29 protein-coding genes are annotated in these 25,931 nt (G+C 67.4%); 16 read left to right on the plus strand and 13 right to left on the minus strand.

The genetic code is table 11. The annotated features are described in order from the left end of the window. Positions 1 to 10: 10 nt before the first annotated feature. From M0R88_RS03635 to M0R88_RS03645, 3 genes are read right to left on the minus strand one after another with little or no spacing between them, the layout of a single operon-like run. The gene (locus M0R88_RS03635) at positions 11 to 931 is read right to left on the minus strand and encodes a carbohydrate ABC transporter permease (protein WP_248655607.1); all 921 of its coding nucleotides are present in this window, start codon (positions 929 to 931) and stop codon (positions 11 to 13) included. Further along, a complete protein-coding gene (locus tag M0R88_RS03640; RefSeq protein WP_248655608.1) occupies positions 928 to 1,851 on the minus strand; it encodes a carbohydrate ABC transporter permease in 924 nt (307 codons plus the stop codon). Before M0R88_RS03640 ends, M0R88_RS03635 begins: the two co-directional genes overlap by 4 nt. 30 nt (positions 1,852 to 1,881) lie before the next feature. Continuing rightward, a complete protein-coding gene (locus tag M0R88_RS03645) occupies positions 1,882 to 3,228 on the minus strand; it encodes an ABC transporter substrate-binding protein (protein ID WP_248655609.1) in 1,347 nt (448 codons plus the stop codon). A gap of 261 nt (positions 3,229 to 3,489) precedes the next feature. Here M0R88_RS03645 and M0R88_RS03650 point away from each other — a divergent pair, with 261 nt between their 5' ends. Continuing rightward, on the plus strand, positions 3,490 to 4,065 hold the full coding sequence (locus M0R88_RS03650) for an NUDIX hydrolase (protein ID WP_248655610.1): 576 nt from the start codon (positions 3,490 to 3,492) through the stop codon (positions 4,063 to 4,065). A 340-nt stretch (positions 4,066 to 4,405) separates the two neighbouring features. Next, positions 4,406 to 5,878 carry a tRNA guanosine(15) transglycosylase TgtA gene (gene tgtA, locus M0R88_RS03655; protein ID WP_248655611.1) on the plus strand — a complete coding sequence of 491 codons (1,473 nt, stop codon included), beginning with the start codon at positions 4,406 to 4,408 and terminating at the stop codon, positions 5,876 to 5,878. 1 nt (position 5,879) lies between these two features. Here tgtA and M0R88_RS03660 read toward each other — a convergent pair whose 3' ends face one another. After that, on the minus strand, positions 5,880 to 6,266 hold the full coding sequence (locus M0R88_RS03660) for a hypothetical protein (protein ID WP_248655612.1): 387 nt from the start codon (positions 6,264 to 6,266) through the stop codon (positions 5,880 to 5,882). Positions 6,267 to 6,387: 121 nt separating this feature from the next. Here M0R88_RS03660 and M0R88_RS03665 point away from each other — a divergent pair, with 121 nt between their 5' ends. From M0R88_RS03665 to M0R88_RS03675, 3 genes are all read left to right on the plus strand, one after another. Further along, entirely contained in the window at positions 6,388 to 7,071 is a 684-nt protein-coding gene (locus M0R88_RS03665; RefSeq protein WP_248655613.1) for a helix-turn-helix domain-containing protein, read from the plus strand. Positions 7,072 to 7,175: 104 nt separating this feature from the next. Continuing rightward, positions 7,176 to 8,927 (plus strand): archaeosine synthase subunit alpha, encoded by a 1,752-nt coding sequence (gene arcS, locus M0R88_RS03670; RefSeq protein WP_248655614.1) that lies wholly within the window; start codon positions 7,176 to 7,178, stop codon positions 8,925 to 8,927. 193 nt (positions 8,928 to 9,120) lie between these two features. Further along, positions 9,121 to 9,951 carry a GNAT family N-acetyltransferase gene (locus tag M0R88_RS03675; protein ID WP_248655615.1) on the plus strand — a complete coding sequence of 277 codons (831 nt, stop codon included), beginning with the start codon at positions 9,121 to 9,123 and terminating at the stop codon, positions 9,949 to 9,951. A 32-nt stretch (positions 9,952 to 9,983) separates the two neighbouring features. On the opposite strand, the gene M0R88_RS03680 is transcribed toward M0R88_RS03675, so the two are convergent. Both M0R88_RS03680 and M0R88_RS03685 read right to left on the minus strand, forming a co-directional pair. Then, the gene (locus M0R88_RS03680) at positions 9,984 to 11,207 is read right to left on the minus strand and encodes a hypothetical protein (protein ID WP_248655616.1); all 1,224 of its coding nucleotides are present in this window, start codon (positions 11,205 to 11,207) and stop codon (positions 9,984 to 9,986) included. 1 nt (position 11,208) lies between these two features. After that, a complete protein-coding gene (locus M0R88_RS03685; protein ID WP_248655617.1) occupies positions 11,209 to 11,643 on the minus strand; it encodes a MoaD/ThiS family protein in 435 nt (144 codons plus the stop codon). A 124-nt stretch (positions 11,644 to 11,767) separates the two neighbouring features. Here M0R88_RS03685 and M0R88_RS03690 point away from each other — a divergent pair, with 124 nt between their 5' ends. From M0R88_RS03690 to M0R88_RS03710, 5 genes are read left to right on the plus strand one after another with little or no spacing between them, the layout of a single operon-like run. Then, positions 11,768 to 12,148 carry a DUF7971 family protein gene (locus tag M0R88_RS03690; RefSeq protein ID WP_248655618.1) on the plus strand — a complete coding sequence of 127 codons (381 nt, stop codon included), beginning with the start codon at positions 11,768 to 11,770 and terminating at the stop codon, positions 12,146 to 12,148. Continuing rightward, positions 12,145 to 12,687, plus strand: a complete 543-nt coding sequence (locus M0R88_RS03695) for a hypothetical protein (protein WP_248655619.1) — start codon at positions 12,145 to 12,147, stop codon at positions 12,685 to 12,687. The genes M0R88_RS03690 and M0R88_RS03695 overlap by 4 nt, the downstream gene beginning before the upstream one ends. Before the next feature lie 33 nt (positions 12,688 to 12,720). Further along, positions 12,721 to 13,032 carry a ubiquitin-like small modifier protein 1 gene (locus M0R88_RS03700; protein ID WP_248655620.1) on the plus strand — a complete coding sequence of 104 codons (312 nt, stop codon included), beginning with the start codon at positions 12,721 to 12,723 and terminating at the stop codon, positions 13,030 to 13,032. Then, positions 13,029 to 13,301: a MoaD-like domain-containing protein gene (locus M0R88_RS03705; RefSeq protein ID WP_248655621.1), complete on the plus strand. Its 273-nt coding sequence runs from the start codon at positions 13,029 to 13,031 to the stop codon at positions 13,299 to 13,301. Before M0R88_RS03700 ends, M0R88_RS03705 begins: the two co-directional genes overlap by 4 nt. A 31-nt stretch (positions 13,302 to 13,332) precedes the next feature. Next, on the plus strand, positions 13,333 to 13,692 hold the full coding sequence (locus M0R88_RS03710) for a DUF8048 family protein (RefSeq protein WP_248655622.1): 360 nt from the start codon (positions 13,333 to 13,335) through the stop codon (positions 13,690 to 13,692). On the opposite strand, the gene M0R88_RS03715 is transcribed toward M0R88_RS03710, so the two are convergent. From M0R88_RS03715 to M0R88_RS03725, 3 genes are all read right to left on the minus strand, one after another. Beyond that, positions 13,689 to 14,987 carry a trans-sulfuration enzyme family protein gene (locus tag M0R88_RS03715; protein ID WP_248655623.1) on the minus strand — a complete coding sequence of 433 codons (1,299 nt, stop codon included), beginning with the start codon at positions 14,985 to 14,987 and terminating at the stop codon, positions 13,689 to 13,691. The two genes, M0R88_RS03710 and M0R88_RS03715, sit on opposite strands and share 4 nt — an antisense overlap. A gap of 301 nt (positions 14,988 to 15,288) precedes the next feature. Then, complete coding sequence (locus tag M0R88_RS03720) at positions 15,289 to 15,786, minus strand: GNAT family N-acetyltransferase (RefSeq protein WP_248655624.1); 498 nt, start codon at positions 15,784 to 15,786, stop codon at positions 15,289 to 15,291. A gap of 99 nt (positions 15,787 to 15,885) precedes the next feature. After that, positions 15,886 to 17,817, minus strand: a complete 1,932-nt coding sequence (locus M0R88_RS03725) for an aldehyde ferredoxin oxidoreductase family protein (protein ID WP_248655625.1) — start codon at positions 17,815 to 17,817, stop codon at positions 15,886 to 15,888. Positions 17,818 to 18,125: 308 nt separating this feature from the next. Between M0R88_RS03725 and M0R88_RS03730 the strand changes: the two genes are divergently transcribed. Together M0R88_RS03730 and M0R88_RS03735 are read left to right on the plus strand one after the other, a co-directional pair. Then, positions 18,126 to 18,560: a VanZ family protein gene (locus M0R88_RS03730; RefSeq protein WP_248655626.1), complete on the plus strand. Its 435-nt coding sequence runs from the start codon at positions 18,126 to 18,128 to the stop codon at positions 18,558 to 18,560. Positions 18,561 to 18,963: 403 nt separating this feature from the next. Continuing rightward, positions 18,964 to 20,049, plus strand: coding sequence for an archaeosine biosynthesis radical SAM protein RaSEA (locus M0R88_RS03735; protein ID WP_248655627.1), 1,086 nt, complete (start codon positions 18,964 to 18,966; stop codon positions 20,047 to 20,049). A 227-nt stretch (positions 20,050 to 20,276) separates the two neighbouring features. On the opposite strand, the gene M0R88_RS03740 is transcribed toward M0R88_RS03735, so the two are convergent. Then, positions 20,277 to 20,798, minus strand: coding sequence for a hypothetical protein (locus M0R88_RS03740; protein WP_248655628.1), 522 nt, complete (start codon positions 20,796 to 20,798; stop codon positions 20,277 to 20,279). Further along, on the minus strand, positions 20,795 to 21,331 hold the full coding sequence (locus tag M0R88_RS03745; protein ID WP_248655629.1) for a hypothetical protein: 537 nt from the start codon (positions 21,329 to 21,331) through the stop codon (positions 20,795 to 20,797). Before M0R88_RS03745 ends, M0R88_RS03740 begins: the two co-directional genes overlap by 4 nt. Before the next feature lie 508 nt (positions 21,332 to 21,839). On the opposite strand from M0R88_RS03745, the gene M0R88_RS18640 reads away from it, so the two are divergent. Together M0R88_RS18640 and M0R88_RS03750 are read left to right on the plus strand one after the other, a co-directional pair. After that, on the plus strand, positions 21,840 to 21,965 hold the full coding sequence (locus M0R88_RS18640) for a hypothetical protein (protein ID WP_256468578.1): 126 nt from the start codon (positions 21,840 to 21,842) through the stop codon (positions 21,963 to 21,965). Further along, positions 21,962 to 22,174, plus strand: coding sequence for a hypothetical protein (locus M0R88_RS03750; protein ID WP_248655630.1), 213 nt, complete (start codon positions 21,962 to 21,964; stop codon positions 22,172 to 22,174). The genes M0R88_RS18640 and M0R88_RS03750 overlap by 4 nt, the downstream gene beginning before the upstream one ends. Here M0R88_RS03750 and purQ read toward each other — a convergent pair whose 3' ends face one another. Both purQ and purS read right to left on the minus strand, forming a co-directional pair. Further along, on the minus strand, positions 22,175 to 22,852 hold the full coding sequence (purQ, locus tag M0R88_RS03755; RefSeq protein WP_248655631.1) for a phosphoribosylformylglycinamidine synthase I: 678 nt from the start codon (positions 22,850 to 22,852) through the stop codon (positions 22,175 to 22,177). Further along, positions 22,849 to 23,100, minus strand: a complete 252-nt coding sequence (purS, locus tag M0R88_RS03760; RefSeq protein ID WP_248655632.1) for a phosphoribosylformylglycinamidine synthase subunit PurS — start codon at positions 23,098 to 23,100, stop codon at positions 22,849 to 22,851. Before purS ends, purQ begins: the two co-directional genes overlap by 4 nt. A 154-nt stretch (positions 23,101 to 23,254) precedes the next feature. Here purS and M0R88_RS03765 point away from each other — a divergent pair, with 154 nt between their 5' ends. Together M0R88_RS03765 and M0R88_RS03770 are read left to right on the plus strand one after the other, a co-directional pair. Next, complete coding sequence (locus M0R88_RS03765) at positions 23,255 to 24,295, plus strand: formyltetrahydrofolate deformylase (protein ID WP_248655633.1); 1,041 nt, start codon at positions 23,255 to 23,257, stop codon at positions 24,293 to 24,295. Positions 24,296 to 24,455: 160 nt separating this feature from the next. Next, positions 24,456 to 25,874 carry an arylsulfotransferase family protein gene (locus M0R88_RS03770; protein WP_438267197.1) on the plus strand — a complete coding sequence of 473 codons (1,419 nt, stop codon included), beginning with the start codon at positions 24,456 to 24,458 and terminating at the stop codon, positions 25,872 to 25,874. Positions 25,875 to 25,931: the final 57 nt, after the last annotated feature.

The following is a 25,931-nucleotide window of genomic DNA, read 5'->3' on the forward strand; positions in this document are numbered from 1 at the left end:
TGTTCCGAACTCATTCTTTCACCGCTCCCTGTGTCAGTCCGCTGACGATGTACCGCTGGAAGAACAGGCCGAACAGGATGCCGGGGAGCGCGGCGATCATCCCGCCGGCCGCGAGGTGCGCCCAGTCCACGAAGTCGTCTGCGACGAACAGGCTCACTGCGATGGGTAGCGTCTGAGCCTGCTCCGAGGAGGTGAGGACGAGCGCGAAGACGAACTCGTTCCACGAGAAGATGAACGCCAGAATCGCCGTCGCGGCGATTCCGGGCTTGGCGACCGGGAGGATGACCTTCACGAACCCCTCCCAGGTCGAACAGCCGTCCACCTTCGCCTGCTCGTCTAAGCTCTCGGGCACGCCGTCGAAGTAGTTCTTCATTATCCACACCGCGAACGGCAGGTTGAAGAACGTGTACGTCAGGATGAGTGCTATCTTCGTGTCGTAGAGGCTCCCGGTCAACCCGCCGATAATCGGCGGATTCGACATGATCGAGAAGAACGGCACGATGAGCGCGATGGGCGGAATCATCCGCGCCGCGACGATGCTGAGCAGCAGCGACTTGTTGCCCATGAAGTCGTACCGCGAGAACGTGTACCCCGACAGCGTCCCCAGCGTCACCACGATGACCGTGGTGGTGCTGGCGACCACGAGGCTGTTGAACGTGTACAGCTCGAACGGCCGGTTATTGAAGATGTCCACGTAGTTCTGAATCGTCGCCTCGTGGGGGTAGAACGTGATCGGGAGGTTCAGCACCTCCGCGGTGGGTTTGAAGCTCGTGATGAGGATGTAGTAGATGGGGAACCACACCACGAACACGTACACCCCGAGCAGGCCGTAGGCCGCCAGTCGCTCGCGCACCACGCTCGGCCACTCGTTGTCCGTGTCGAGGCCCAGACTCTCCGTCAGTCGGGCGTACGGTGACGTTTTCGTGCTCATGATTCGTAGGGAGTTTCTCCGAATAGCTTGTACAGCACCGCGACGATACCGAACGTGACCGCGAGCATCACGACGCCGAGCGCTGCGCCCTCACCGGGCTTGTTGAACACCATCGCGGTCCGGTAGAGCCACGAGGCCCAGACCTCGGTCTGCGTACCGGGGCCGCCTTGAGTCATGACCCAGACGAGGTCGAGCGCGCGGATGTCGAAGATGATGCGGATGGTCAGTGCGACTAGTATCGACGGCTTGAGGAACGGGTAAGTGACGTTCCGGAACCGCGACCAGCGACTCGCGCCGTCCACTTCCGCGGCGTCGTACAACTGTTCGGGGACGTTCTGGAGTCCCGCGAGCAGGATGATGATGATGAACGGCGTGAACACCCACACGTCAGCGATAATGAGCGCCATCATCGCCAGCGTCCCATCTGAGAGGAACGCAATCTTGCTGTCGATGATGCCCGTCTGCATCAGAACGCCGTTGATCGCTCCGTACTGGGCCTGAAACATCCACCGCCACATCAGCCCGCTCATCACGTACGGCAGAATCCACGGCACGATTACCGCCGTCCGCAACCACCCCCGGCCTTTCAGGTCTTTGTTCAGGAGGATGGCGATGCCGAGCCCTAACAGGAACGAGATGGTGACGCTGAACCCCACGTAGATGAGGGTGTTCTTCGTGAACGAGACGAAACTGGGGTTCAACAGCGCCCCGCCGTCGCCGAACAGAAGCCGCCGGAAGTTCCGGAGGCCGACGAACTGCTTCTGCCCCGTGATGGGATGGGTGAAAAACAGGCTCGACCAGAGGAGCTTCGCCGTCGGGTAGACGATGATACCCGCTATCCAGAGGACGGTCGGCCCCACCGTGAGCGGGACGAACAGCTTGTCCAGCCGTCGTCGTAGGGAATACTGTGATTCAGTCATCGTGTCGTATGAGGAAACGGGTGACGGCGTTCACAGGACGCCGATGTCCTGATAGAGACCGACGATGTTGTCGCGCGCGGTTTGAAGCGCCTTCTTCGGGTCCTTGTTTCCGAGGAGCGCGGGCGTAATCTGGTTCGAGAGGAAGTTGTCAACCTGCGGCTGGGCGAGGTACGTCTCGCTCTTGGCGTGTTCGAGGTTGAACTTCATGTCCTCCACGAGGTCGGCGGGGTACTTCTCCTTGACTTCGGAGGAGTCGTACACCTCGGGAACGACCGAGGGGTTGCCCTCGACGACCATGTCCGTCTTGGAGGATTCGGTCGTGGACATGAACCTCGCGAACTCCTTGGCGGCCTTCTTGCGCTTGGAGAACGCCGAGACAGCGACGCCGTTGGCGTCCTGGAACGTGGCGCGGGAGGACGGACCCTTCGGGGGCTTGGCGCTCCCGAGGCGGCTCTCGTCCCAGCCGTCGGAGCCGAGAACGCGCGACCCCAGCGGCGTCCACGATTCGACGGTCGCCAGATTCCCGGCGATGAACGTGTCGCCGACGCCGCCCTCGCCCATGCTCGAAGTCCCGTCGGGGATGAGCCCCTGCTCGCGGAGCGGGACGAGGAAGTCGTTGAACACCTTCGTCCCCGTCTCGACGAAGGTCGGCTGGTTGCTGTCGTTGAACAGCTGGCTCCCCGCCTGGTAGAGGAACTGCTTGAACATGAACACGTCCTTGTTCGCCCACGTGAACCCGAACGCCGACCGGTTGCCCGAGCCGAGGTCCGGACCCATCTTCAGGATGTCGTCCCACGTGTCCGGCGGCGCGTCGTAGCCCGCCTGAGACAGCACCTTCTTGTCGTAGAGGTAGCTGCCCCACTTGCCCAACTGCGGAGCCATGTACGTCTTGCCGTCGAAGGTGACGAGGCTGCGCAGGCTCTCGGGGAACTTGTTCATGTGAGCGTTCGAGAGGCCGAGCGGTTCGATCCAGCCCGCGTTCACGAAGTCGGCGAGCCACCACGTCGGCCCGTTGAACGCGTCTATCTGGCTGCTCTGATTGCGCCAGTTAGTGGTGAGGCTCGTCTTGAGGTTGCTCCACGGGACCTCGTTGACCTCGACCGTGATGCCGGTCTCGTCCTCGAAGCGCTTGATGTTCTTCTCCGTACCGGGGTCCGAACTCAGCCCGCCGGAGTTGTAGAACACGATCTTGTCGGCCATCTCCCCGCCGGACATGGTGGTGCCGACGGTCGTGCCCTCCGAGCCGCCCGACCCTGTGGTCGTCGTATCGTTCGAAGTGTCGCCGCCACCGCCGCTACAGCCTGCGAGCGCGGCAACGCCGCTCGCGCCCGCGGTAGCGATGAATCGCCGTCTCGTCCGTGAACGGTTGTCAGCCATGGACGTTCCTACCAATAAATAGTGGGAACTTAAACTTTGCGCAGACTCAATCAGATTCAATCAATATCAATCACGGCCTCCGGCCGAACCCGTCCAGATACATGCAATATGGCGAACTATTTTCCCGTATCCGACGTTCGGTGCTCGAAGTGAGCAGAAACGAACACGCGCCGACGGGGAAACCGGCGACCGACGGATTCGCCCGCCCGACACCGCTCCGAACGGTCGGGATTTTTGCGCCCCGCCGGCGAATCCCGTCCCATGACGGACGACTCCGCGACAGACGACCCGCTCGCGTGGGAGACCCTCGACTCGGCGGTCGCCTACTCGTGTCCCGGCTTCGACGTGCGAAACGAGGACGTCCGACTCCCGGACGGCACCGAGACCGACTTCGACTACCTCGACGAGGCTCCGAGCGTCGTCGTCCTCCCGTTCACGCCCGACGGCGAAGTCGTCGTCATCGAGGAGTGGCGACAGGCCGTCCGACGGGTCAACCGGAGCCTCCCGGTCGGCGGGATGGAACCAGAAGACGAGGACCGCGCCGCGGCGGCCCGCCGGGAACTCCGGGAGGAGACCGGCCACGAGGCCGACTCCGTCGAGTTCCTGACCAGCGTCGAACCGGCGAACGGCGTGGCGAACTCGCTGTTACACTTCTTCGTGGCCCGCGGGTGTACCCCGACCGCCGAACAGGAACTCAACCACAACGAGTCGATTCGCGTGGATACGACGACGCTGGACGAGTTGCGTGAGCACGTCGCCGAGCGAGAGATTCGGGACGGGCGGACGACGCTCGGATTGCTGTACTACGAGGCGTTCGGGACCGAGACGGACGAATAAGGAAACGGGCGAACTAGGCGGTTGTTTTGTGGATTTGGAGTTCGACGGTAAACGAAGAGAGCTAGCGTCAGGACGAAAATGAAGAGAACTAGCTTCAGGCTTGAGCCAATCATACCGCTAACCGCAACCGCACCGCAAGCGTGGGCCTCAGACCTCCCCAACCGATTCCGTCACTCGTCCCCTTCGGGGACTCGTTCGGTCATCCCTCGCGCGTGTGGGCGCGACCTCACACCGCGAGGTCGCGCCAGCACGCGCCGGGCCGAAGGTGCGCCTCGCACGACCCCCCGACCGACGCCCGAGAACGGAACCCTTACCCGCTTGCTGAGGCAATAGCGCGCCAATGAGAGACAACTTCGAGATTCGCGACCAGGACGCGCTGGGTCGCATCGGGGAACTGGAAGTCCCCCGCGCCGGCGTGACCGTCGAGACGCCCGCGCTCCTGCCGGTCGTCAACCCCCACGTCCGGACCGTCGAACCCGCCCGGATGCAGTCGGAGTTCGGTGCCGATATTCTCATCACGAACTCCTACATCTTCTACGGGAGCGACGACTACCGCGAGGCGGCCCTCGATAGGGGACTCCACGACGTGCTGGACTTCGACGGAGCCATCATGACCGACTCGGGGTCGTTCCAGTTGGCCGAGTACGGCGAAATCGACGTGACGACGCCCGAGATTCTCCGGTTCCAGCACGACGTGGGGAGCGACATCGGGACGCCGGTGGACATCCCGACGCCGCCCGACGCCCCGCGAGAGCAGGCCGAAGACGAGTTGGCGACCACGCAGGAGCGCCTCGAAGTCGCCGAGGGCGTGGACGTTGGCGAGATGCTCGTCAACGCGCCCGTGCAGGGTTCGACCTACCCGAACCTCCGCGAGGAGGCGGGTCGCCACGCCGAGGCGACCCAACTGGACGTGTTCCCGGTCGGTGCCGTGGTCCCGCTGATGAACGACTACCGGTACGCCGAGATGGTGGACGTGGTGGCCGGCGCGAAGCGCGGGTTAGGCGCGGCCGCGCCGGTCCACCTCTTCGGCGCGGGCCACCCGATGATGTTCGCGCTCGCGGTGGCGATGGGCTGTGACCTCTTCGACTCGGCGGCGTACGCGCTCTACGCCCGCGACGACCGGTACCTGACGGTCCGGGGCACCGAGCAGTTGGACGACTTGGACTACTTCCCCTGCTCGTGTCCGGTCTGCGCCGCCCACACCCCCGCGGAGTTGCGAGGGTTCGACGACCGCGACCGCGAGGAGTTGCTGGCCGAACACAACCTCCACGTCACGTTCCGAGAGATTCGGACGGTCAAGCAGGCGCTCCGGTCGGGGAACCTGCTGGAACTGGTCGAGACCCGCGCTCGCGCCCACCCCGCGATGCTCGACGGCTACCGCGCGCTGGTCGGCCACGCCGACCAACTGGAGCGCGAGGATTCCACGTCGAAGGGAGCCTTCTTCTACCTCTCCGGCGAGAGCGCGCGCCGACCCGAGGTCGTCCGCCACCAGAACCGCCTCGAACGCCTCGCGCTCTCGCCCGGCGACGAGGTGCTGCTGTCGGAGGGCGGAGCGAGCGACCGCTACGACGAGTCGTGGCGCGTCGTGGCCCCGTTCGGTCCGTTCCCGCGGGACCTCTCGGAGACCTACCCCCTGACCGCCGAGGTCCCCGAGCGCATGGACGCCGAGGGGTACCGGTCGGCCGCCGAGGGCGTCGATCGCCTCGTCGCGGCGAACCCCGAAGTCGAGTTCACGCTGGCCCACCACGACTGGCCCGAGAGCGCGCTGGCGGCGGTGCCCGAGCGCGTGGACGTGGCGGACCTCTCGGAGTAGGTTACTCTGAGCGAGCGTACCGCCAGATTTCCGCCGCCGCGAGACCGACTATCCCGCCGAGGAGGAAGCTCTGAATCGGCACCGTCGGCAGGTCGAACGAGAACAGCGACGTCCACACGAGGACCGCGAAGGCGACGATGACCGCGCCCCGACCGCGGTAGCCGATGGACTCGAACCACGACCCGACGCGCCGGCCGAGGTCGCTCGCCGCGACCGGACCCGCCGCCACCGCCCACGAGACGACGCCGAGAAGCAGTAGCATCCACGAGACCGTTCCGTCCTCGTACAGTTGGAGCGCAGGCGGGACCGTGACGAGCGCCACGAGACCCAGCGTCCACTTCAGCGACCGTTTTCGAGACCGGTCGTCGCGGTCGGCGTCGGCGTTCACGTTCCGTAGCGTTCCCATCGGGGAGGTAACAGTTTCGATGCACTCCCGCCACGGACCGCCACCCGACATTGGCAAGCAATCGGCTACAAGCCATATTAGGAGGTCTCTCGTACGACCCGACATGAGTACCATCGCGCAGCTCGGGGTTCCGGCCGAGGAGTTCGCGCTCCGGGGAACGCTGTCGCGGGTCCCCGACGTGACCGTCGAGGCCGAGCGCGTCGTCGCCCACGACGAAGAGCGCGTGATGCCGTTCGTCTGGGCCGCGGGCGACGACTTGGCGGCGTTCGAGGACGCGCTCGCCGAGGATCCCTCCGTCGAGAACGAGCGACGGCTGACCGACTTGCCGGACGGCCGATTCTACCGGATGGAGTGGGTCGAGTCGGTCGAGGTCCTGCTCCACTCGATGACCGAACACGGGGCCGCGGTGCTGAAGGCCCGCGGGCAGGACGGCCGGTGGCACCTCCGCATCCTCTTCTCGGACCGGGCGGCGGTCTCTCAGACCCACGAGTTCTGCCGGGACCGCGATTTGGGGGCGGACGTCGAGCAGATTCACGAACTCGACAGCAGGGACGGCGGCGGTCGGCACGGCCTGACCGCCGAGCAGTACGAGGCGGTCACGGCCGCGCTCGAAACCGGTTACTACGAGGTGCCCCGCGGTGCCTCGGCGCGGGACGTGGCCGACGAACTCGACATCTCCCATCAGGCGCTCTCCGAGCGGTTGCGCCGGGGCCACGGCAACCTCGTCGCCAACGCGCTGACGGTGGACGCCGTGCGCGACGGCGAGGACGGGCCTGTCACGCAGTGACCGAGCGGTCGCCCCACGACTGCTCCGGTCCGCTCCGCGACTGCTCCGCTCTACTCCGCGACCGTCTCGCAAGATAGTTGCCCCTCGACCCCCGAACCGGAGGTATGACCGACTACTTCGAGGTCCACGAGCGCGACGGCGCGGCCCGCGTCGCCGAGTTGCGGCTCGCGGACTCGGTGACGACGCCCGCCATCGCCGACGACTTCCTCCGCGACGCCGGAAGCCTCTGGACCGGAGACCGAGAGGTTCCCGAGGGGAGCGACGACGAACTCACGATTCTCCCCCATCGGGGGTTCCCGAGCGGGACCGACGAGGAAGTGATGGACTCGTTCGCGGTCGAGTACCCCGACGTGGACTACCCGAGCGCGGCCGTCGTCGCGCCCGAGACGGCCGACGACTTCGGGACGGACGCCTACGTCCTCTCTGGCGCGCGGGGGTTCGTCGGCCACGGCGCGGGGTTCCGCGAGGCCATCGTCCGGACCCGCGAAGCGATTCCGGCCGACGGCGCGCTCTACCTGCCGGGCGTCGCCACGCCCGCGAACGTCGCCACGCTGGTCTACGCGGGCGTGGACCTCGTGGATACCGACGCCGCAGTCGTCGCCGGGACCGAGGGCAAGTATCTCACCTCGGAGGGCACCCACTACCTCGACGACCTCTCGGAACTGCCCTGCGCCTGTCCGGCCTGCCAGCAACCGCTCTCGGAGTTCACTCGGCAGGACTGCGCCGACCACAACGAGAACGCCCTGAAGGCCGAACTCGGCGTCGTCCGCGAGCGAATCCGGGCCGGGCGACTCCGCGACTACATCGAGGGACAGGCCCGCCACGAGCAGTGGCTCACCGCCGCGTTCCGGGAGTTCGACCAGCAGTGGAGCTACCTCGAAGAGCGCACGCCGCTCATCCGGGACAGCGAGCTCTCGGCCGCGACCGAGGACACTCTCCAGCGGGTCGAAATCAAGCGGTTCGCCGACCGCGTGACGACTCGCTACCGGAGCCGATTCGACAACCCGCTCGTGCTGGTGCCCTGCTCGGCCGCCAAACCCTACAGCGAGTCCCAGAGCCACGGTCAGTTCCACGACGCCATCCAGTTCCGGGGCCACACCGTCTCGATGACCTCGCCAATCGGCGTCGTCCCGCAGGAACTCGAGCTGACCTACCCAGCCCAGCACTACGACTCGGTGGTCACGGGCCGGTGGTCCGAGGACGAGAAGCAGTTCGTCGCCGAGGTCCTGCGCCGCTACCTCGAACGGAACGACTACCCGCGCGTCATCGCCCACGTCCCGCCGGAAGGCTACCGCGACGTCTGCGAGCGCGTCGAGGCGGAACTCGGCATGGGCTTCGAGTACACCGTCGAAGACCACCCGACGACGACCGAATCGCTCGGCAACCTCATGCGGACCCTCGACGGCGAACTCAAGTACGGCAAGCGCGAGCGCCAGCACAACACGGTCCGGGCCATCGCGGACTACCAGTTCGGGCCGGGCGCCGGCGACGCCCTGTTCGACGAGATTCGGACCGAGGCGCGCTACCCCAAGTTGCGCGTCCACGACGCCGACGGCGAGCAGTTGGCCGCGATGGTGCCCCAGTACGGCGTCCTCTCGTTCACCCTCGCGGGCGCTCGCCGGTGGGTCGAGTCCGACGCCCCGACCAAGCGCGTGGAAATCGACAGCTTCGCGCCCCACGGAAGCGTCCTCGCGCCGGGCGTCGTGGACGCCGACGACGACGTGCGCGTCGGCGACGAGGTGGTCGTCGAAGGCCCGAAGGCGTTCGCCGTCGGCCGCGCCGAGATGTCCGGCCCCGAGATGGCCGAGAGCACGCGCGGCATCGCCACGACGGTCCGGCACGTCGAGGAGAAGTAGCGCGTTCAGAGCGTCAGCGTCGCGTCGTCATCCCGAAGAACGCCATCTCGTCGCCCTCGTGACTGGCGACGCTCGCGGACACGTTCGGACCAGCGTTCCCCTACGCGCCCCGCCGCGCGACGACGCCTTTAGTCGAAGGGAGCGCCTCCGGTTTCGTACTCGGTGCGTACGCTCGCGTATCGCCGCAATAACCATGAGCGTTCGCGGCGTACTCGTCTGCGACATGGCGACACCGCAACTGGAGTTCGACAGCGACGTGGCGAGTCGCATCTACCGGTACGTAGAGCGCCACGGGTCGGCCACGCGCGAGGAGGTCCGGGACGCGATTCGGGTCTCCGAGAGCGCCGAATCCAAGCCCGCGCGGTCGGGGACCGAACCGTCGGTCCGACTGCCGGTCGCGGAGTTCAACGACCGCGTGGACGAACTGAAAGCCGAGGGCCATCTCACCGAGCGCGACGGTAAACTCGCGGTCGAACCCGACGCCGAGAGTCGGACCCACGAGAGCGACGACTTCGAGTACGAGGTCCGGCCCGCCCGCGAGAGCGACCGCGAGTCGGTCGCCGCACTCATCCGCGAGGTGGCCGACGAGGGAGGCATCGTCGTGGACGAGCGCGTGGCCGACGCGATAGAGCGCGACGGCGCGCTGATTCGACGCAACGAGCGGGAGTCCCGGATGGTGTTCGTCGCCGAGCGAATCGGCGACGACGCGTCGCGGGAAATCGTCGGCTGGGTGTCCCTGCAGGGCTTCGAACTCCCGGCGCGGGAACACACCGCCGAGTTGACCGTCGGCGTCGCGTCCGAGTACCGCGAGCGGGGCATCGGGGGCACCTTGCTGGAACGCGGGATGGCGTGGGCCGACTCCGAGGACTGCGTCAAGGTCTACCAGAGCCTCCCGGCGACCAACGAGGACGCCCTCGAACTGCTGGACGACCACGGGTGGACCCGCGAGGCGACCCGCGCAGACCACTACAAGGTCGAGGGCGACCTCGTGGACGAAGTGCAGATGGCCAAGCGGTTGGACTGACGGCGCGCTCGCGGCGCGAGCGCGCCGCGAACTCATCGCTCCGCAAATACGCCGACCACGAGTCCCGCGAACGCGAGCGCGCCGACGAGTGCGCTCGCGCGGCCCGCGAGGACTGCGATTTTCCATCCTCCGAGCGCACCGCCGAGTTCCGCGAGCAGGCCGCCCGCGAGGAGTACGACCGAGGCGAGCGCGGTCCGGTCCGACGCGCCGGGGAACGTCCCGACCGTCGGCGGGTAGAACTGGTAGGTCGCGCCGACTATCGTCAGCCCCAGAAATCCGAGGACGTTGAGTCGGAAGTGAGTCGCGGTCAGTTCGGGGGCGACCGCGAGGTGGCCGACGGCGAAGCCGACGCCGAGCGCGACGCCGCAGACGCCCGCCGCGGTTCCGGCGAGGACGGCGTAGAACCCGACCCGGCGGCGCTCGGAGCGCGCGAACAGGACGGCGTAGGCCAGCGCGAACCCGACCACCGCGAGCGCTTCGAGCGCGGCCCCGACGCCGAACAGCGGCGGGCGGTAGAGTCCCGCGGCGAGGACCGCGGGACCGACCGCGCCCGCGGCGAGGACGACGCCGACCAGCGGTGTGGGCGGCGAGGCGACCAGAAATCGGGGGAACAACCGGAATCCCACGGCGAATATCAGGAGCGCGGCGGTGCCCGCTGCGAGCAGGTGGGCGGTGCGGGCCGGGCCGAGCGTGGCGAAACCGGGGAGTCCGAGCGCGGAACGCTCGGCGACGGTGGCGTAGCTCCCGACGACGAGGTACGCGAGGACGACCGGCACGAAGGCGTTGGACAGGCGGTCCACCCCGCGGCGGTGGGCGTTGGCGTCGCTCGTGCCGGTCTCGCGGCCGGTCGGGTTGGTTCGGAGGGTCCACCCGAGCGCCGCCGCGAAGACCGCGACGCCCGCGAACCACGAGAGCGCGCCGAGGACGCCGACGAGTCCGGGAACTCCGCCGAGGGGTGCGAGTGCCAGTCCGACCGCGCCGACGACGGTCAGCGGGAGGTGGACCGCCGGCGCGCGGGGGAGCGCGAGCGACCGGTCGAAGTACGACGGGACCAGCGAGTAGGCCTTCCCGAAGACGGTGTGGAGGACGAACCCGTAGACGGCGAGGGTGACCTGCGTCCGGCCCGGGACCGCCGGCACCGTCCCGGCGAGCGCGCCGGAGGCGTCCGCGAGCGCGACGACCTGCCACGCGACGAGGAAGACGGCGCTCGCGGCGACGAACCGCCGTGACCACCGCGTCACGACACCGGCACTCATCTCAGCAACAGAAGATGAACGGGTAGCACAGTCCCACGCGGTCGCCGTCGCGCAGTCGGGTGTCGAGACCCGCGAGGTGTTCGTTGAACTGGCCGTTGACCAGCACGCGGGCGTAGGTCCGGGTCTGCTCGCCCTCGGGGTTCTTGCGCCACGTACCGGGGAGCTCCTCGGGCGGGTCGGCCCACCCGCGCGTGGTCGCCTCGTCCTCGGTCTCGGCCAGTAGCAGGTCTTTCACGTCGTATCGCGCGAAGAAGGCGTCGAGGAACGCCCGGAGCGTCTCGCCCTCGAAGGCGAACTCCAGTTTCGACTCGCCGGTGGCGGTCCGGACGTGGCCGGTGCAGCGGACCTCGACGGTGGTTTCGCGGTCTTCGGCGCTCTCGACGGTGGTTCCGCGCTCGTCGGCGGTCGCCTCGGCGGTCCGTGCGTCGCTCTGCATGGGCGACCGTACGCGCTCCGGCGTGGAATAGTCCGGTGCGAACGTGTTCGGCTCGGTGAGACGGACCAAGCACTCCTCGTCTGGCGACCGTAGCTATTTCACCCACGAAGCCCAACGCGCCGACATGGACGAACTCTCGCTGACGATTCCCGACGCCATCGTCGAGTCGCTCCCCGCAGACGGCGACGACGCCGCCCGCGACATGGAGCGGGCGGTCGAAGGGTGGGAGCGCCGACTCAACCGCGTCATCGCCGAGGAGGACGACGAGGCCGCCGCGAGCGCGGTCGTGGACGCGCTCGAACGCTTCGAGAACCGCTGGGAGCAGTACGACGACTTCGTGGCCGAGTTACGGGCGTGGGGCCAGTCGCCCATCTACGCGATGGCGTGGCGCGACCTGATGGGCGCGCTGATGCGCCAACTGTACGACCACGAGGGCCTCGGCGAGCGCATCGACCGCGAGCGCCACGCGCGCCTCGTCAGCGACGGTATCCGACCCGGCCGATGAGGACAGCAAGCGACGAGCGCACCCACGCCATGACCGACGACGATACCGACCCGCTCGACCGGGTGCGACGCGCGAAAACCCGCCAGCAGCGCGGACGCTGGCTCGACGGCGGCGCGGTCGCGGCCGGGGCGCTCGTCGCGGTCGTCCCGCAGGCCGGTCCCGCGCTGGCGTTCGCCGTCGGCGTCCCCGAGTCGGTCGTGACCGCGTTCGCGGCGGCGACGCTCCTCACGGTCCCGCTCGGAGCCTACGTCGCGGGCTACCTCGGCGGCACTGGCGAGGGGTCGGGCGCGCGCCACGGTCTCGCGGCCGTCGCCGGCGGGACGCTCGCCGCGGCGTTCGCGGGCCTGCTCCTCGCGGGCGAGGGAGTCGTCGCGTTCGGCGGCGTCCCCGCGTCGGTCGCACTCGTCGCGGCCACGGCGCTCGGGTCGGTCGTCGGCGCGCTCGTCGGAAGCGTCGGCGGTCGTCGGAAGCGTCGAGACCTGCGAGGCGGGTCGCCGGAGCGCGAGCGCGAACCGCCGCGCCGCGAGCGCGACGCATGAGAACTTATGGCCGCGTGGTCCGAAGGGCGTGATATGACTCTCGAACTCCGCTTTTTCGCCAACTTCCGAGAGGCGGTCGGCCAGAAGACCGTCGAACGCGAGTACCCCGACGACGCCACCGTCGGCGAGGTCCTCGCGGACCTGACCGACGAGTACGGTCTCGACCTCTTCGAGGACGGCGACCTGCGGCCCCAGATGTCCGTCATGAAGAACGGCACGGACGTGGTCCACATCGACGGCGTGGACACACCCCTCGCGGACGGCGACACGCTGAGCGTCTTCCCGCCGGTCGCGGGCGGTGCCCGACCGCGAACCTGCTCGCGGGTCGCCGAGAGAAAGCGATGACGCGCGTCGAGAAATCCTTCCGGGGAATCTCCGAGCGCCTCGCGCGACGTTACCTCTCGAACCTCGGCGGCGAAATCGAGGGCGGCGACCCGGAGGGCGACGGCGACGTAATCGCCGACGAGTGGCGCGCGAGCGTCTCGTCGGAGAAAGTCCAAATCGGAGCGTCGATGACGCTGACGGAGGTCACGGTCGTCTTCGAGGGCGAGGAGGGCGTTCTCGACGGGCTAATCGAGAAGTTCTCCCAAAAAGCGATGCGAGCGGGCGGATGACTCCGAATCGAACCGACGAGCGCGAGCGACCATGACCGCCGACAACCCCATCGAAGGACAGGTGCTCGTCCTCACCGCCGCGAAGGCCAGCGTCGGCGGCGACCGGGTACCCGACCTCGTAGCCGAGGCCCGGCGCGCGGTCGAACCGCGGGCCGACGACCTGCGGCGAAACTACGAGCGCGTCCACGCCGACGACGTGCGAGAGATATTCCTCGCGCCCGACGGCTTCTGGGCCGAGGTGGGCGACGACCGGGGTTGGTCGCGGCGCGCTCACGAGGCGGTGGCCCGCGCGCACGCCGAGCAACTGCTCCGGGTCGGCAAGCGCGAGGACCGCCGCGAGGAGTTCGAGACCGCCTTAGAACTGCGCGAGGCCGTCGTCGTCGGGATTTAGTCGTCGCCGACGGCGGTCTCCGTCGCCTCGTCGGTCGCCGATTCCCCGTTCGACGCCGCGTCCGCCACAGCCTCGAAGCCCCGCTCCAAGTCCGCGAGCAGGTCCTTCGGGTGTTCGACGCCGACCGAGACCCGGAGTAGGCCGTCCGTAATCCCCAACTCGGCGCGCTCCTCGGCCGGAAGCGGCGAGTGGGTCATGCTCGCGGGATGCTCTATCAGGCTCTCGACGCCGCCGAGACTCACCGCGAGCGTGAACTCGTCGAGCGCCGCGACGAAGTGTTCGACCGCGTCGAGGCCGCCGTCCAACTCGAAGGAGAGGACCCCGCCGTGCCCGTCCATCTGGTCGTCCGCGAGGTCGTGCTGGGGGTGCGATTCCAGACCGGGGTAGCGGACCGCCGCGACCCGGTCGTGGGATTCGAGGTAGGCCGCGACCTCCGCGGCGTTGGTCTCGTGCTGGCGCATCCTGAGCGGCAGGGTCTTCATCCCGCGCAGGACCATGTAGGCGTCGAACGGAGCCATCACGTTGCCCATCCCGACCTGCTGGAGGAAGCCGATCTCCTGCGCGTAGTCGTCGTCCGAGAGGACCGCCACGCCGCCCAGCGAGTCGCTGTGACCGTTGATGTACTTCGTCGTGCTGTGGACCACCACGTCCGCGCCGAGTTCCAGCGGGCGCTGGAAGTACGGTCCCATGAAGGTGTTGTCCACGCCGAGCAGGGCGTCGCACTCGTCGGCAATCGCGGCCATCTCCTCGATGTCACAGAGCCTGAGAAGCGGGTTCGTCGGCGTCTCCATCCACAGCAGGGCGGTCTCGTCGGTCGCGGCGGCGCGGACTTCCTCGGGGTCGGTCGCGTCCACGAAATCGACGGCGACGTTCAGTTTGTCGCGGAACAGTTCCTTGAGCATCGTGTTGGTGCCGCCGTAGAGGTCCTCGAAGGCGACCACGTGGTCGCCCGGTTCGACCGCGGCCATGACGGTCGAGACGATGGCGCTCGTGCCCGAGGCGAACGCCATCGCGTGGTCGCCGCCCTCCAGCGCCGCGACGCGCTTCTCGACGGCGTGGCGGGTCGGGTTCGAGAGCCGCGTGTAGAGAAACTCGTCTTCGTCGGGGTCCAAGTCCTCCAGGGCGGTGTCCATGTCGATGCCATCGACCGCGTACGTGGACGCGAGGTGAATCGGCGAGGTCACGTCGCCCACCCCGCCGGAGAGGTCGGGTTCCTCGCCGTAGGTCACGGAGAGAGTTTCGAACCGCTTGTCGCCCCGGCCGTCGTCAGCCCCAGTCGGTTTTCCGGAAGACATACACAACCATCGAAGCTCCGACGGAGAGCTATTTCATTCCTTCGACTGTGTAATGCGCCGAAAGAATGTATTCTCGTGAAAGATTACCACGGCGAATACCGGCAGAAATTGCCACCCCGCCCGAGGAAAATTTCATTAGCGAGCAATACTGGAGGGAAGGGGATTCGGTCCCGGCGCGCTCGCACGCGAGCGCGCCGGAGTGCGACCGGACGGTACGACTGGCGGGGGCGGCCGGACGATAGGACTGTGAGCGATGTTCGGACGGCACGAATGTAAAGTAGATTATATATCCAGTGTCGAGTTACGATGCTTTCGCGTACACGTTCTCGGTCCGGGTCGGCCCGTCGAGTCGCGTCTCGGCCTCGCCGACCTTCTCGAAGCCCCGGTCCTCGTAGAAGGCGTTGCCCATCTCGTTGTCGGCCAGCACCATCGCCTGCACGCGGTCGGCGCCCATCTCGGTGAGGCGGTCCTCCATCGCGTCCAGTAACGCGGTCCCGATTCCCTCGTGCCAGCGGTCCGGGTGGACGTAGAGGCGGAGCAGGTCGCCCTCGTCTCCGTCCGTCGCGCCGTGCGCGAACCCGACGATCTCGTCCGCCCCGCTCCGGTCGTCCACCGCGACCAGACAGGCCTGCTCGTCGTCGCCGACGATTCGGGTCATCGTCTCGTCGGCGTACCACGCCGAAACGGCGTCCTCCACGACGGACTCGGGGAGTACGTCGGCGTACGCGTTCAGCCACGATTCGCGCGCGACCGACCGGACGGTCGGGATATCGTCGGGCGTCGCTTCGCGGATGTCCATGACAAACGTTATCTTGCGACAAGAATAGCCGTAGCGGTCGGATTCGCACCGCTACGTCACTGAACGATGAGAGAAAACGGACCGACGGAACGGGCGAGTTCAGTCGTCGCCGGAGGCCGCCGCACCGCCCGAACTCACGCCGGTTCCGGGACCGATGTCGATGCCCAACTCCTCCAGTTTCTCGTCGGGGACCACGCCGTCCTCCCAGCCGCGGACCTCGTAGTACTCGTCTTTGAGTTGGTCGAGTTCCACGAGTTGGCCCTCCGAGCCGCCTTGACCCGGAATCGCCTTCGGGTCCCCCTCCACGAACCGGGCCGGCAGGTCGTCGTCGCTCCCGTCGAAGCCGACGAGGTTGTTGTAGTAGCGTTCGAGGTTGTAGATGCGCTCGCCCGCCTCCATCAGTTCGTCCTCGGAGAAGTCCAGTCCCGTCATGCCGTTGAACTGGAGGACGTACTCCTCGATGCCCTCCGCGAAGGCGTTGAACTTGCAGATGTCGAACGAGTCGCTGATGGCGTGGAGGTCCTGGAACGTCGCGCAGAGTTCGCCCTTCCCCTCGGGTTCGCTGGGGTCCACTTTGGTCGGGATGCCGAGAATCTCGGCCGACGGGGTGTACCCCCGGAGGTGGCAGGCACCGCGGTTCGAGGTCGCGTAGCCGATCGCCATCCCCTTCATCGCCCGCGGGTCGTAGGCCGCCATCGTCTGGCCCTTCACGTCGAGACTCATGTCGGGGTCGCCGAACTCGGCGGCCGCCCTGCCCGCGCCTTCCGCGAGCGAGTCCGCGAGGTCGTCCTCGCGGTGGGCGATGCGCTCTATCATCTCTATCATCGTGTCGGCGTCGCCCCAGTCGAGGCCCTCCTCGATGTGACCCTTCTCGGTCGCCTCCATCGCCATCGCCATCGTGTTACCCACGTCGATGGTATCGACGCCCATGTCGTTACAGCGGTCTATCATCATCGCGACCTTGTCGCGGTCGTCGCTCATCGAGTTCGGACCGAGCGCCCACGCCGACTCGTACTCGTAGGACTCCATCCGGATGTTGTGGTCCTCGCCCTTGTGGTGGACGTCCACCTCGACTTCCTTCTTGCACGCGACGGGACAGGAGTGACAGGTCGGTTCGTCCACGAGGATGTTCTCCCGGACGTTCTCGCCAGAGACCTTCTCGGCGTCGATGTTCGGTTCGGAGGGGTCCTCCTCGGCCTCGCTGCTGGTCGAGGTGTTCCTCGCGTTGCGCGTGGGGAGGCCGTCCATCTCCTCGGTCAGGTTCATCAGGACGTTGGTGCCGTACATCGACAGGCCGCCCTCGTTCGGGGCGGTCACGTCGGACTCCTGAATCACCTGCATCGCCTGCTTGTGGCCCTCTTGGAAGGTCTCTTGGTCGGCCGGCTTGGGCATCTTGGTCGAGGACTTGACGACGACGGCCTTGAGGTTCTTCGACCCCATCACCGCGCCGGTGCCGCCCCGGCCGGAAGCCCGGTCGTCCTCGTTCATGATGCAGGCGTACCGGACCTGATTCTCGCCGCCCGGTCCGATGGCCATCACCGAGAGGTTCTTGCCGACCTGTCCGTCCACCTCGTCGCCCAACTCCTCGACGGTGTCGTGGACGCCCCAGCCCCAGACGTGGGAGGCGTCACGCAGTTCGACCTCGCCGTCCTCGACGACGGCGTAGACGGGGTCCTCGGCCTCGCCCTCGAACAGCAGGCCGTCGAATCCGGCCCATTTGAGTCGCGCGCCCGACCAGCCGCCGTGGTGGGAGTCGGTGACGGTGTTCGTGAGCGGCGACTTCGTAACCACCGCGATGCGACCGCTCATTACGGTCTGGGTCCCCGTCAGCGGGCCGTTCATGAACGCCAGCAGGTTGTCCGGGCCGAGCGGGTCCACGTCCGGTCCTTGGTCGAAGACGTACTTCACGCCGAGGCCGCGCGCCCCGATGTACTTCCGGGCGTCCTCGTCGTCGATGCTCTCGTAGTCTACCCCCTCCTCGCTCAGGTCGATTCGGGCGACGTTGTCTTGGTATCCGCCGAGGTCGGTCATAGTAACGGTGTATCATTGTATTGGGCCGCAAACGTGTTAGTGATTGCCTTGAACGCGTAACCGGTATCGGTTACGAACCCCGCCCCGACGACCCGTCGGACTCGTCGTCCGAGCGCAGACGCCGGTAGAGTTCGAGAACCGCCTCGACCAGCGAGAGGCCGACTTCGAGTATCGCACCCAGCATGTAACATAACTATGACGTGGCCGAATGTAAGCGGCGGTGTCGGTCACGGGGTCGGAGTCCGAACCGGTACGCGACGACTCGCCGACCGGTGGTTTTTAGCGCGACACGTCGCAATCCTCGGCCGATGGAACTGGACGCGCTCCGTCCGCCGACGTGGCTCCGCTGGCTCGCGGTCGCGGTGGTCGCCGGCGGCATCTTCTACGCCTCGGTCCTCGACTCGCCGTCGTCGGGCCTCCCGTCGCTCGGTCCGCTCGGCGTGTTCGGCATCGACAAGTGGCTCCACGCGCTCGCGTACGCGGCGCTCGCCGGGGCGCTGGCGGGCGCGCTCGCTCCCGGCCGCAGTCCCGCGGTCACGGCCGCGCTCGCGGCCCTGCTCTCGGTCGGCTACGGCGTCGGCATCGAGTTCGTGCAGGCCCCGCTCGCGCGCCGACATTTCTCGGTCGCGGACATGCTCGCCGACGGCGTGGGCGCTGGCGCGGCGGTTCTCGGGTGGCGGCTTCTGGTGAACTTCGCGGGCGGGTCTCGGGAGCGCGAGAAATCGTCGGACGTGGATTCGTAGGTCCGGGCCGAGACTCGTGGAATTCGATACTCGTAGTAGATTACTCCGGCGTGCGCGAGCAACGCGCGCGAGGGACGACCGAACGCAGTGAGGGAGGAGGTTGGGGAGGACGAGGCCTGATGCGGAGCGGTGCTGTGCGGTATGATTTGCTCAAGCCTGAAGCTAGCTCTGCGTTTCAGTCGAGGACGCGGTAGCTACTGCCGACAAAAAGGAGGCAACCGCACCGCGTCCGCACAGCACCTCAGACCTCCCCAGCCTCCTGCGTTGCTCGTGCGCGCCGGAGTCGAAGTGTCCCCTTGTCGAGCGAGTCAGCGGCTTCTTCGAATCGGATGCAGTAGGAGTCACGACCCCTTTCGCGTCGGACCCGAAGCCGATTTACGCGCCCGAACGCTACCCACGCCCAATGAGCAAGCCGACGCCCGACGTCTACGAGCAGGGGCGAGGGATGGACGCCCACAACAAGGTGATGCGCGAGATTCGCGCCGAGAAGGACGAGACCTACGACCCCCACGAACCCACGCGGGTCTGGATAGACGAGGACCGGACGCCCGGCGGGGTCTATCAGAGCCTCACCATCATCCTCAACACCGGCGGGTGTCGGTGGGCGCGCGCCGGCGGATGTACGATGTGCGGCTACGTCGCCGAGTCTGTCGAGGGCGGCTCCGTGGCTCACGAGGCGCTGATGGACCAGATTCGGGTCTGTCTCGACCACGAGCAGGAGCAAATCGAGGCGGGCGAGGCCGACGGCGAGTCGGGCCTCATCAAAATCTACACCTCCGGGTCGTTCCTCGACGAACGCGAGGTCGGCGCCGAGACGCGGCAGGCCATCGCCGAGACGTTTTCGGACCGCGATCGCATCGTGGTCGAGAGTCTGCCGGACTTCGTGGAGCAGGAGAAAATCGAGGACTTCACCGCGCAGGGCCTCGATACGGACGTGGCCATTGGTCTCGAAACCGCGACCGACCGCGTGCGCCACGACTGCGTGAACAAGTACTTCGACTTCGAGGACTACGTCGAGGCGAGCGAACACGCCGAGGCCGCCGGCGCGGGAATCAAGGCCTACCTGCTGATGAAGCCGCCGTTCCTCAGCGAGTCGGAGGCCATCGAGGACATGAAGTCCTCCGTTCGCAGGTGCGCCGAGTACGCCCACACAGTCTCGATGAACCCGACGAACGTCCAGCGCTACACGATGGTAGACCAGTTGTACTTCCGGGACGGCTACCGCCCGCCGTGGCTCTGGTCGGTCGCCGAGGTGCTCGAATCGACCGCGGACGCCGACGCCATCGTGGTCTCGGACCCGGTGGGCCACGGTTCGGACCGCGGCCCGCACAACTGCGGCGAGTGCGACGACCGCGTGCAGAAGGCCATCAAAGACTTCGACCTCCGGCAGGACCCCTCGGTCTTCGAGGAAGTGTCCTGCGAGTGCGAGGCGACGTGGGAGGCCGTCGTGGAGCGCGAGAAGAGCTTCAGTCTGCCGCTCGCGCGGTAAGCGTCGGTTTCGGACCCGTCTCGGTCTCTCTGTTTTCTCCGGGTTCGACTAACTCGACTATCAATCCCGGCGCGCGCTGGCGCGGTCACGGTGCTGTGGCGGTACCGTGTAGTTGCGGTGACTCCTGTGTTCAAGCCTGAAGCTAGCTTCCCGCCGTTCTCGTCGGTCGATTCTCGCCGTCACTGCCGGTTAGTCGGCTCTCACGTTCCCGCTCAATCTATCAATTACTACCATAGCCCGCCACCACAGCCTTCAGTGGTCTGGATACTCGCCACCTCGAACTTCCCGTCTCGAATCACCACGTCGGTCGCCGTGGCGTTGCAGTCGAACCGCGACTCAGGGTACTCGACCGTCTTCGTCCGGTCGCCGACGGAGACTCGAATCGCGTAGTCGCGCTTCTCGCGCAGGTCGATGGCGAGGTTCGCGCCGGCGGCGAGGTCGTAGCGCTCCCGAAACCACGGCTCCGCGCCGGCGCTCCCGCCGATTTCGATACTAACCGTTCGCTTCTCGCCGGTCTCGTTCCAGACCCAGACCTGTTCGTCTCGGTCGCCCTCGTCGCCGACGACGAGCGTCGCGCGGGTCGAATCGGCGTGGAGGCTCGGAACGGCGGGCTGGAGCCGGGCCGGAGCTGGCCCGGACGCTTCCCGGACCTCGGGCGGCCCGCCGCCGAACGGGAGCGACGAGAGGCACCCCGAGAGCGACGCCGCCAGCCCCGACCCGCCGACCGAGAGGAGGGCGCGGCGATTCATGCCGACTCCGAGGCGGTCGTCGTGCAGGCCATGGAAGTCGAGACCGTCCCGGTCTCGATTGCGTCCGAGCGGACCTGCACGTCGGTCCCGGTCGCGTTGCACCAGAAGCGGTCCGGTTCGACGGTGACGCTCGCCACGCGGTCGCCGACGCTGACCGACACATCGTAGGTCCGCCGCTCGCGGAACACGACCGCGAGGGGCGCTCCGGCCGGAAACTCGGACTCGACGCGGCGGAGTTCCGTGCCGCTGGTCGCGACCGCGACCGAGATAGTCGTCGGCTCGCCGGTCAGGTTCCAGACCCAGACGTGGGGCGTCTGGTAGAAATCGCCGGGCGAAGCGGGGCGGTCGCCGACGACCAGCCCGCGAAACGGCTCGTAGGTATCCGACTCGATGGTCGGCGAGCGCGGCGGTCGTTTCGGGCGTCGAGGTCGCGGGCGTCGTCGATTCGGTCGTCGTCCCGGTGTCGGTGGGCGTTCCGTCGGACGGGCCGCCGCCGGAGCCGAGATAGCCGGCGACGCCGAGGAGCGTCGCACCGGCGCAGGTCCGCAAGAACGCGCGTCTGGAGAGCATGGCGGGGTGATGGTCGTCGGCCGACTAGTGTCTTCTGTCGCACCGAGGGAGGCGTACGGTCCATGTGCCCGACGACGTTCCCGAACGAACGCGCGTCGAGAACGGGAGGAAGGCGACATTGACGACCACCGCCCGCTCGCGGTCACGCGAGCGAAGCGAGTGTAACCGCGAGCGGGCGGCCCTTCCAGTCCCCTTAAAACGTCACCGAGCGCGCCTCGATGAAAAGTCAGATAAACAACTATAACGAGAGGCCGAAGCGCCCGTAGGCGCGTCGAAACGAACACAACCGCGGGCAGGCGACGGAAACGAGCCATTCAATCGCGGTTGCGAACGGCTAAGCCCCACCTACCCGCCGAATACCCGCCGGATAACAAAGTCCTCGCTCGCCTTCCGTCGTCGTGGGGGTGGCACACTGGGACGGCATCCGGCGACCGGGGAGTTCGTCGGGTCGCCGTCCGGTGTGTCGGACACATGTCCGAGGGATGGGGCGACTACGAAACTATCTTCTGTTCGAACGGCTGGATAGAGATTCGGAACAGCGACGAGACCGACGACCAGTGGATAGCCAGCGACACGCCGATCTCCATCGAACGATGACGGTCGGCACGCCACTGACGGGCGGCGCGAGTCCGATGCTGGGGGTGTCGGGCGCGTCGGTCGTCGCCGGAGACCCGCTGGCGGTTCCCGCCGGACCGGTCTCGGCGTGGTCGGTCGCGGCCGTCGTCGCGTGGTTCGTCGTCGTGATACTCGTCTGGTTACTGTTCTACGCCTACGGTCGCGGCAATCGCAGGGCGTCGCGGCCCTGACTACGCTTCGAACCCGCGCAGGATGCCCTGTCCGTCGGTTCCGCCGACGTCGGGGAGAGAGATGCGCTCGGGGTGCGGCATCAGCACCGCCACGGATTCCGACTCGCCGAGGACGCCCGCAACGTTCTCCTTCGAGCCGTTGGGGTTGGCCGCGTCGGTGACGTTCCCGTCCTCGTCGCAGTACCGGAGGAGGACGCGGTTCTCGTCGTTCAGTTCCGCCAGATGCTCGTCGGTCACCTCGAAGCGACCCTCGCCGTGCGCGATGGGCAACTCGATGACCTCGCCCTCCTCGTAGTCGGCGGTCCACGGCGTGTCGGCGTTCTCGACCCGGACGTGGACGCGCTCGCACTGGAACCGCGCGGAGGCGTTGGTCGTGAACGCGCCGGGAGTCAGGCGCGACTCGGAGCCGATTTGCGCGCCGTTGCAGACGCCGAGGACGGGCACGCCCCGCTCGGCCGCCTCCCGAACCTCGGCCATGATGGGGCTGTTCGCCGCGATAGCGCCCGCCCGGAGGTAGTCGCCGTAGGAGAACCCGCCGGGGAGCACGACGCCCGAGGGGTTCTCGGGCAGGCCGTCCTCGTGCCAGACGAGTTCGGCGTCGATGTCGAGGTGGTCGAGCGCGCGCCGGGCGTCCCGGTCGCAGTTGCTCCCGCCGAACTGGATTATTGCGACCGTCATCGCTGTTCGACTTCGACCTCGTAGTCGTGGATGGTCGGATTCGCCAGCAGGCGCTCGGCCATCTCGTCGGCGCGCTCGGCGGCCGAGTCCGCGGATTCGGCGTCCAAGTCGAGTTCGAACTGGTCGGCAGAGCGCAGGTGGTCTAACTCGAAGCCGAGTCGCTCCAGCGCCTGTTTGGTCGTCTCTGCCTCGGGGTCGAGGACGCCCTCCTTCAGGCGGACCGTGACCGTGGCGGTGTAGGCAGTCATCGGTTCGAGATGGTCGTTCATGCTCAAAAGCCCTTTCGGAATCCGCGGTCGTTTCACAAACGTGCATACATTCGGCAATCTTGCACCGAAGCGTCCCCTTTTGGTGTCGAGTCCCCTCAACACCTGCATCTATGTCCCCCGCGAAGGTGGTACGATGACCCGGAGCGAACTCACCGAAATCACCGTCGTCGGCGACGACGACACCGGACTCGTCGCCCGCGTCACGACCTTGCTGTTCGAGCGCGGAATCAACATCGAGGACCTCGATCAGGCGGTCCGCGACGACCTCTTCCGGATGACGATGCACGTGGACGCCACCGAGTTGGAGGGGACCCGCGAGGACCTCCGCGCGGACCTCGACGAACTCGGCGACGACCTCGGGGTGGACGTGCGCGTGCGGTTCCCCGACGACCGCGAGACCAAGCGCATCGCGGTGCTGGTCACGAAGGAGAGCCACTGTCTCGAACGGCTCTGCGAGGTCGCGGCCGAGGGCGACCTCGACGCCGAGATTTCGGTCGTCGTCGGTAACCACCCCGACCTCCAACCGGTCGCCACCGAGTACGGCATCCCGTTCCACGACGTCGGCGACGAGGAGGGCAACGCCGACGAGGACGAACTGCTGGACCTCCTCGGGGAGTACGACATCGACCTCGTGGTGCTGGCCCGCTACATGCGTATCCTCGGCCCGAACGTCGTCTTCCGGTACGAGGGCCGCATCATCAACGTCCACCCGAGCCTCCTGCCCGCGTTCCCCGGCGCGAAGGCCTACCGGCAGGCCAAGGAGGCCGGCGTCCGGCTGGCGGGCGTGACCGCCCACTACGTCACGACCGACTTGGACCAAGGTCCCATCGTCGCCCAGCGCGCGTTCAACGTGCCCGACGGCGCGAGCGTCGAGACGCTGAAAGAGCGCGGCCAACCACTCGAAGCCGACGTGCTGCTCGAAGCGGTCCGCCTCCACCTCAACGACGACGTGAGCGTCCACCGCGGCCGGACCGAACTCCGGGACGACGCCGCGGAAGTGGCGACCGCCGAGGCGGACGGCGGGACCGACGACGCGGAAGTGGCGACCGCCGAGGCGGACGGCGGGACCGACGACGCGGCCTACCAACTCGGGATGCCCGCCGAACTCGACCGCGCGACCCCCGACGAACCGACCGACGAGCGACCGGTCGCGCCGCCCCGGTCCGACGACTGACGGCGCTTCGTGGCGAGCGGTCGGCCGCCGCGCGCTTCTCTCCGATTCCGTCTCTCGGTGCTGTCTTCCATTCTGTCCCCCGATTTCCCGGCCGGTAACGCGACGATGCGCGCGCTTAGTCGCCGGATAACAAAGACGGTCCGCCGTAAACTCCGGGACGATGCGTTTTCGGGACGCCGTTAGAGTGTTGTTCGTCGGTATCGTCGTCGCGTCGTCGTTCGTGGTCGCCTCCGGCTACATGTCCGCCGAAGCCTCGTCGTCGTCGGTGGACGGGCGACCGGCGTTCGACGCGGCCCCGCGGGAGGGAATCACGGTGGTCGCCACCGACTCGAACACCTGGATGGGGAAGGCCGGAGACGGGCCGCGAGCGCGCGCCGAACTCGTCGCGTTCGCGCCCAACGGGAGCGTGATGTACTACAACGACACGCACACCCGCTACTGGGACGTGGACCCCGTGAAGGGCACGGAGACCACCGTCGAGTACGTCGCGGCCGACCACCTCAACGCCTCGGAGTGCCACGCGACCGAACCCTGCACCCGGAACGTGGTCGAGCGCGTCAACCTCACGACCGGCGAGACGACCCGCCTCTACGGGCGAATCACCCCCGGCAAGCACTCGACGCGGTGGCACGACGCCGACCGACTCGACGAGGACAGTCTGGTCATCGCCGACATCGCGCAGGACCGCGTGTACGTCGTCAACACGACCAGCGGTCTCGTGGAGTGGTCGTGGGACGCCCAGACCAACTACTCGACGGCCAGCGGCGGGCCGTACCCCGAGGACTGGACCCACCTCAACGACGTGGAAGTCCTCGCGAACGGCACCATCATGGCGAGCCTGCGCAATCAGGACCAAGTGATCTTCCTCGACCGCCAGACCGGTCTCGTCGAGAACCGGACGCTGGGCGAGGACGGCAAGCACGGCATCATCTACGAACAGCACAACCCCGACTACATCAGCGCCTCGAACGGCGGTCCCGCGGTTCTCATCGGCGACTCGGAGAACAACCGCGTCGTGGAGTACCAGCGCAAGAACGGCGAGTGGGTCCGCTCGTGGAAGTGGCAGGACGCCCGGATGCAGTGGCCCCGCGACGCCGACCGCCTGCCGAACGGCCACACGCTCATCACCGACTCGAACGGCAACCGCGTCTTCGAGGTCAACCAGCAGGGCGAAGTCGTCTGGAGCGTGGACGTGGCGTTCCCCTACGAGTCCGAGCGACTGAACACCGGCGACGAGAGTACGGGCGGTCCCTCGGCGGCGAAGGCGAACCTCGGCGGGGGAAGCGGCGGGAGTGGCAGTAGCGGCGAGGCGAGTACGGGCGACTCCGGCGGACAGGTCGCGGCCGACCGCGAGCAACCGGGCGTGCTGGACCGCGCGTGGGCCGTCGTCCGGGGCCTGCTCCCCGGCCGGACCGCGAACGGCCTGATGTACGTCACGCCGGTCTGGATGGGCGGCCCGGAGGTGCTGGCGCTCGCGGCCATCGTGTTGACCCTGTTGGTGTGGTTGGTCTGTGAGGCCTACTGGTCGTCGTGGAGAGCGTCGTTCAGCAAACCGGTCTCGATTTCGCGGCGGGAGTAGCCGGGGCTGAATTCTCTTTTGGACGAGTCTTCTTTTCGATTCTCGGCGCGCGAGCGA

The sequence above is a fragment of the Halorussus gelatinilyticus genome, from assembly GCF_023238445.1.
GTDB lineage: Archaea > Halobacteriota > Halobacteria > Halobacteriales > Haladaptataceae > Halorussus > Halorussus gelatinilyticus.